This window comes from Suttonella ornithocola (assembly GCF_001889065.1).
Lineage (GTDB): Bacteria > Pseudomonadota > Gammaproteobacteria > Cardiobacteriales > Cardiobacteriaceae > Suttonella_A > Suttonella_A ornithocola.
Window position 1 is genome coordinate 1 of record NZ_LWHB01000169.1, and the last position, 6,634, is coordinate 6,634.

Here is a 6,634-nt window from a genome sequence, read left to right on the forward strand (position 1 = left end):
AGTGTAATTGTCATGGACAATGCCGCTTTTCATAAACGCAGTGATATTCAAGCAATCATTGAAGAGCATGGGCATGAGATAGTTTGGTTACCCCCTTATAGTCCAGACTTAAATCCTATTGAAAAGATGTGGGCTTGGATTAAGCAAATACGCAAAGAATGGCGGATGGATTGTATTGATACTTTATTCTTTTATCTGCTTTGGATGGATTGGATTCTAAGTGATTTGACTATAGAATATGCTCAGTTTGTTTTTGATAATTCTACTACAAGTTGTTCTTTATATCTGCTTTGGATAGATTGGATTATAAGTGATTTGACTATATATAAAATGCTCACTAGAGGAGCATTTAACATTAATTTCTAATTTTGTACCTAAGATAAATAACTGTCTGTGTGTGACGGTTTTTGTTCTAGATTAAAAATTACTAAACAAGAGCCAGATAAAATATGGGATTTCTTACAACCATATTTTCATTCTACACAGCCCTATGCTATTCGTTTCGCGGTTGTAATGGTGATTTTTTATTATCTAAATGAAGAGTATCTCGATGAAGTTTTTCAATTACTAGATAAGATTAGACACGAAGATTATTATGTGAAGATGGCTGTAGCATGGGTATTATCTACTTTCTACATTAATTTTTCAGAACCAACACTAAATTATTTAAGACGGTGTAATTTAGATAATTTTACTTATAATAAAACATTACAAAAAATTGCCGAATCTTCTAAGGTTTCATTAAGTCAAAAAGTGTACGTCAAAACGATTAGAAGATAACTTTTACTAAATTTTATAATACATCAGAGTTCCCGAAAAAATGTATACAATACTTTTGGATAACACACTGTTTTAAAGATAGATCTTGAATTAACATTGTATGCATTTTTTGAGAGCCCTGCTATATCATTGGCAGCTGTGATTATCTAATCTTTTTATCCAATCAAAAATGCTTGATTATCCAAGCTAGTTAAATTCTCTAATTTAGCAAAGGCAATACTTTGCTGTGCACCGTTGCCGTCTACATCATAATAGAGTGTTGCGCTGTTTTGGTCATATAAGATATGCTGGTCTGCAGTTTCAGCGGTGCTGCCAAGATGGAAATTATCTGCTGCCAATACGTTATTTGCGGAGCCTTGCAGTGTGGCAAAGATATTTTTATCCAAAATAATGCGGTCGCCCTCGGCAAAGTTAAAATCTTGAATGGTGTCGATGTTATTGCCGTCTTGGTCGATGCCGCTATTAAAGTAGAAGCGGTCTGCGCCACTGCCACCAATGAGGATATCGTTACCGTCGCCGCCAATTAAGATATCATCTCCGCCTGCGCCATTAAGAGTATTGGCTTGGTCGTTGCCTGTGAGGGTATTGGCTTGATTATTGCCAATGGCATTGCTGGCTTGTCCGATTAGCGTTAAGTTTTCTAGTCCATTTCCCAGTTGATAGTCTATGCTGCTGTAAATGAGTTCTGTGCCGCTGCTGTCGCTGATGATGTCGCCAGTGGCATCAATAAAGTAGATGTCATCGCCATCGCCGCCGTCAAGATGGTCTGCACCTGTGCCACCGTCTAAAATATCGTTACCGCTGCCGCCGATGAGGGTGTCGTTCCCATTACCGCCTTCCAGCCAATCATTGCCAGCACCGCCGTCTAAGCGGTCATTGCCGTCTTTGCCTTGTAGGTGGTTGGCTGTTTCATTGCCGATAATGTCGTCATTGCCGCTGCCGCCAATGGCATTTTCGATTTGGGTGCCAAAGCCAATGAACATTTGGTTTTCAATGGTCTTGCCGTCTTTATCAAAGAGTAAAGTGGTGGTTTTTTCGTTTCCGCGGTAAATCCATGAGCCTGGCGTGAGGTTGAGGTGTAAGTCTAGCGTTTCTGCGCTGCCGTCAAAGGTGTCATTGCCTGCGCCATCCCAGATGTAGATGTCGTTGCCTTCTGTGTTGGGGTTAAAAGCTTTAAAGGTATAGGTGTCGTTTCCTGCGCGTTCGTGTTCGTTGACGCCGTAACGATACTGGATAGCAGCTATATCGAAAATTCCTAAACGGGTTGGCGTGACTTCTTGCTTGACTTCTTTGCCATTGATAATAAAGGTTTCTTTCATTGCATCATCATAGGACATAACAGAATACATATTTTTGTCTTCCGCACTGCTTTGTTTGATGTAAGCGCCGAAGATATGGTTTAGCCCTAAGCTATGTCCATATTCGTGCATTAGTGTGCCAAATCCACCAGCAATTGTGCCATAGCCGCCTTTGTAAAAGTTTTTTGTATTTTTAAGAAATTCATCTGTTGGATAAAAATTGGTGCTCATGTGTAAGTCACCGCCATAAACTGCATAGCCTTGCACGCCATAAGAATTTGGATACGCTTTTTTCATATCGTCACGCCAAAAATAGACATCTGCGCCCGTGTCTGCTTCTGAAAAGGTGAGTTTGGTTTTACTGGCATAAATATCCAGCATATCTTTCACCGCTTGGCGATGCTGTGTGTCATAAGATTTTGTGCCTGTATAGCCTTTTTGTGCCGCATCTTCTGCGCTTATAAAACCATATTTGATATGAAATCCCGTTCCATATCCATTTTTCCAAAGTTTATTTACATATCCAGCTTTGCTTGTTTTACTTAGTGCTGCTATAAAATAAGGCAGATCAATTTTGCTTGGATCACGGGCTGGGTCATAGGAAAGGCTAATGTTGCCTTGTGTATCTTTTGTTGCAATTGGCTTGTTGACATTCGCTAGGTCGCGGCTGTCATGAAAATCACTATCGCTATGGTAGAACGCTGCAATGCTATTAGTGCTATCGCTGGCAATGCCATTCGCCGTACGGATTTGTGCAGTAAGCGGTTCTCCGTTGAGTAGTGTTTGATTAAGTGTGATACTAATGGTGCCATTTTGGCTGACGGTTTCTGTGTGCAAAACTTGTTGACCCAGCATTAGGGTAAGCGTACCGCTGCCGCTGAGACGGTCAATGTGTACTGTAACAGTTTGCTGACCTTCTGGATTCACCAGCATGTTTTGCGGCAAGGTATCTAGTTCAATCAGTGGTGGTATAGGTTGCGTGGTTACTGCTGGATTGAAAACTACCTCACTCTCGCTGTGTCCATCATTCGCCACAATGGTAACCGCTGGCAAGGTATTGCCTTGGTTTACCCAATCCGCACCTTTAACAGTGAGGGTAATTTCACCTGTTTGTGCGTTAACCGATAGGTAGTCGGATGCGGTTTTTAGGCTGTAAGTGATGGTGTCATTATCCGCATCAGCTGCTTTGGCGGTGCTGATAACGTCATTAGCTTGAGCTTTGCTTTGAATGAGTTCAGCGCTAGGGGTAAAGGTTGGGGCTTCAGGAGTGTGGTTGGTTGCGGTAGGATTAAATACCGCTTCGCTTTCACTGTGTCCGTCATTCGCCACAATGGTAACCGCTGGCAAGGTATTGCCTTGGTTTACCCAATCCGCACCTTTAACAGTGAGGGTAATTTCACCTGTTTGTGCGTTAACCGATAGGTAGTCGGATGCGGTTTTTAGGCTGTAAGTGATGGTGTCATTATCCGCATCAGCCGCTTTGGCGGTGCTGATAACGTCATTAGCTTGAGCTTTGCTTTGAATGAGTTCAGCGCTAGGGGTAAAGGTTGGGGCTTCAGGAGTGTGGTTGGTTGGGTTGGTATTAGTTGGAGTAGCCGAAGCAGCTGAATGGTGACCATGCGCTAGGGAAGCACCAATTGCTGTGACGCCACCAATCAAAGGTGCTACAGGAGCGACAGACATATTGGCAGCAGTGGTAGTAGTGATTTCTGCAACGGGCGCAGCTTCTAAGGTATTAATGGCTTCAGCAATTTCTGCACGCATAAAGGTGAAAAGACCATCATTATCATAGAGATAATAATTTTTAATAATAACCTGCGGTTCGCTGTTCGGTGCTTCTGTCCATATCCAAAGATCCTGATCATCTTTAGCAAAAACAGGAGTCTCTTGCTCTTCATTAAGGATGAGCTGGTAAGTGCTATCTGGCTCTGCTTGAATATATACGGTTTCTTGGTCGAGTTGGATAGACTGTGTTTGTTGCGACTTAATGATTTGTAGAATATTTTTTTTCATGATAGTTAAGTTGTTTTTCTGAGAAATAACAGGTTGAAGCATTTATATGAACCACATAATTACTGCAATAAAAAATATATCAAAGCTGTAGCTACTTGTTTCTACTCCATCAATTATAATAGCTATGATTTCAAAGATAAACAAAAATATCAAAAGCGCTTTAGAATAGAAGTCATTACCATTCCTTGTCTTTTTGAGCTTTTGTAGCGGTCAGATATACTCTTTTTATGTCTAATTTATTGAAATTGATAGTGTTTTATCACGCTTTATAGGGTATTTGAATTGAGGAAGACATAGTGTAGTGGCTTTATTTGGTTTTCGCTATAGTCTATCATGCTTGAGCATGGAAAGTAGTTGGCTATATTCAAAGACTGTCAAAAGAGTTACATATCTACATCAAATATGAAGAATAAGTAGTCCATTTCTTATACTTTATTCATGTCCAAGTGTGCTCATAGGACTAAGGTCAGGGTCATGAGGTGGAAGCCAAAAGATAGTATGTCCACCTTCTCTATCAATATTTTGATATCCACTCGTTTATGAAAAGTTACATTATCCATAACGATTACATTATCAGCGGGTAATTGAGTAAATAATATAGTTAGTGCGATCAGCTAAAAAAAGAATAGTCTACAAACCATATCAAATGCTTCTGATAGTAAATCTTATTTCGTTTTTTAGCCAATTTGACTATGTTATCAAGAACAGCTGTCAGTATTTGCCTATCATATGTCAGTACCGATACTGCTGCTAGAGCAGCGGACTATTTATCAATATTCTACTCTGATTCGGTATAACATCGCTTTAAGAGTCGGTTTTAAATTGAGCTTGTCATAGACTATAATATGCGCCTGGTGCCACTGGTTATCTTTGATCATGGTTCGGGCCATAAGTAGCGTTTTGCGTTCTTAGTTGTGGTAAACCTGAACGTGAGGCGTTGCTTATTTTTTAATTACTGAATTTTATACAGATTATAAAATTAGATTCCAATTATTTAATAAGGAAATTTTATGCAATCATTTTTTCAGTGGATAGCAAAAACAGATCGGTTTGGGTTGTTTTTATGTCGATTTTCTATCTTTTTAGTTTTCTTTTGGATCGGTCTATTAAAATTTGCACATTATGAGGCAGAATCTATTGTACCTTTTGTCGCCAATTCTCCCTTTATGTCATGGCTATATCATATGCCAGCAGAGTACTTGCAGCACTTAAGTCATGAAGGACAGGTTTTAACACAAGCACAAATCAATTGGCATATTCAGAATAATACTTATGGTTACTCTTATGGACTAGGTGTAGTAGAAATTAGCTTTGCCTTATTGATCATGGCGCATTATTGGTCTCCTAAATTAGGCTTTTTAGGTGCATTATTAAGTTTTTTAACTCCATTGATGACTTTCTCTTTTTTAATCTTTACTCCTGAAACTTGGGTTCATGGCGCTGGTTATGATGGCTTTCCTTTTTTATCAGGTGCGGGACGACTCGTATTGAAAGATGCAATGATGATGGCTGCTGCATGGATGGCAATGACTGATTCTGCCAAAACTATTCTAAAAAAGGAAAATGTTCTCAATAACACTGCGGATGTAGGCTAATATAGCCAACTTCCCAAAAAATACATACAAGGTTAACTTGATATCCACTTTGAAAACAGCATACTATCTTCAAATACTGTATGTGTTTTTTTGGAGTCTTGCTATATTGAGACATAAAGCGTTACCTTTAGTTTATTTGAATAGTTCCTAAATAACAACGAAGTATTCGGCAGGTAACGCTTATTTTTATAATCTCAAAAATTCAAAAATATTAGATTGCACTGAGATTTATATACTGAGACCTTAGCAACACCCCTAAAAATAGAGAAAATTCAATTTTTTAAATTTTGAAAATATATTAAAATCATGGTGTTAATTTTTCTACTAGTGGCAAAAATTAGTGTAAAATGGAATTTTGCAAAGGTCTCATGTTATTTACTCAATTACCCGCTGATAATGTAATCGTTATGGATAATGTAACTTTTCATAAACGAGTGGATATCAAAATATTGATAGAGAAGGTGGACATACTATCTTTTGGCTTCCACCTCATGGCCCTGACCTTAGTCCTATGAGCACACTTGGACATGAATAAAGTATAAGAAATGGACTACCTATTCTTCATATTTGATGTAGATATGTAACTTTTTTGACGGTATTTGAATATAGCCAACTACTGAATCACCCCAACTTTATCGTAGACCTAATTACTTGAGTCAAGCTGCTATGCCTGACGCAGTTAGGAGTTGATGATTCATTTTCTCAAACTCATATTGACTAAGCTCAAAGAAGGCGCAAGCTTTCGGGAGTTAGCAGAAGAATATCAACTCAGCCCAACAACCATACAACGTTGGAAGAAGAATCCTGAACGTAAGAAACGCGTATTTAAACCCCTAAAAATAGATAATGAGCTTCTGAAAGCAGATGTCAAAGCTTATCCCGATGACTATCAATGGGAACGAGCGCAGCGATTTGGTTGTAGCCAAAAATCTATCAGTCGTGCGTTAA

General features: G+C 39.0%; 4 protein-coding genes. 3 read left to right on the forward strand and 1 reads right to left on the reverse strand.

Annotated elements, in window-relative coordinates:
- A partial coding sequence (locus tag A5N85_RS15240) for a transposase (RefSeq protein WP_211268194.1) occupies positions 1-366 on the forward strand: 366 nt, incomplete at its 5' end.
- A gap of 569 nt (positions 367-935) precedes the next feature.
- Here the strand turns inward: A5N85_RS15240 and A5N85_RS11790 are convergent.
- Entirely contained in the window at positions 936-4,091 is a 3,156-nt protein-coding gene (locus A5N85_RS11790) for a M10 family metallopeptidase C-terminal domain-containing protein (RefSeq protein WP_169818666.1), read from the reverse strand.
- A gap of 1,010 nt (positions 4,092-5,101) precedes the next feature.
- Here A5N85_RS11790 and rclC point away from each other — a divergent pair.
- Together rclC and A5N85_RS11800 are read left to right on the forward strand one after the other, a co-directional pair.
- Positions 5,102-5,686, forward strand: coding sequence for a reactive chlorine resistance membrane protein RclC (gene rclC / locus A5N85_RS11795; protein ID WP_072577396.1), 585 nt, complete (start codon positions 5,102-5,104; stop codon positions 5,684-5,686).
- 689 nt (positions 5,687-6,375) lie between these two features.
- A partial coding sequence (locus A5N85_RS11800) for an IS630 transposase-related protein (RefSeq protein ID WP_072577397.1) occupies positions 6,376-6,634 on the forward strand: 259 nt, incomplete at its 3' end.